1 protein-coding gene is annotated in these 551 nt (G+C 59.7%); it reads left to right on the top strand.

Annotation, left to right across the window (positions count from 1 at the left end; all coding sequences use genetic code 11):
- A partial coding sequence (locus NK662_RS24745; RefSeq protein ID WP_254761372.1) for a 40S ribosomal protein S19 occupies positions 1–510 on the top strand: 510 nt, incomplete at its 5' end.
- Positions 511–551 lie beyond the last annotated feature (41 nt).

Here is a 551-nt window from a genome sequence, read left to right as displayed (position 1 = left end):
GCCGCACCCTCACTCCCTCCTCTCTCCTCTCCTCCCCCCCACGGCGGCGGCGGCGGCGGCGGCGGCAGGATGGCGGATTCGACGGCGAGGACGGTGAAGGACGTGAACCCTCATGAGTTCGTCAAGGCCTACTCCGCCCACCTCAAGCGCTCCGGCAAGATGGAGCTCCCTGAGTGGGTTGACATCGTGAAGACTGCGAGGTTCAAGGAGCTCCCTCCTTATGATCCGGACTGGTACTACACGAGGGCTGCCTCGATTGCAAGGAAGATCTACCTGAGGCAGGGTATTGGTGTAGGTGGCTTCCAGAAGATCTATGGTGGCCGCCAGAGGAATGGCTCACGTCCCCCGCACTTCTGCAAGAGCAGCGGCGCTATCTCACGCAACATCCTTCAGCAGCTGCAGAAGATGGGCATCATCGATGTCGACCCCAAGGGCGGAAGACTCATCACCTCCCAGGGAAGGCGTGATCTGGACCAAGTGGCCGGAAGAGTTGATGTTACCATCGCCTGAACAGATCCATGGATCTTCAACCCTTACTGCCTCTCATATGT

It is taken from the genome of Ectobacillus ponti, from assembly GCF_024294785.1.
In the GTDB taxonomy this organism is placed as follows: Bacteria; Bacillota; Bacilli; order Bacillales; family Bacillaceae_G; genus Ectobacillus; species Ectobacillus ponti.
Note: the sequence above shows the minus strand (reverse complement) of the source record. Positions and strands in the feature narration are given on the sequence as shown.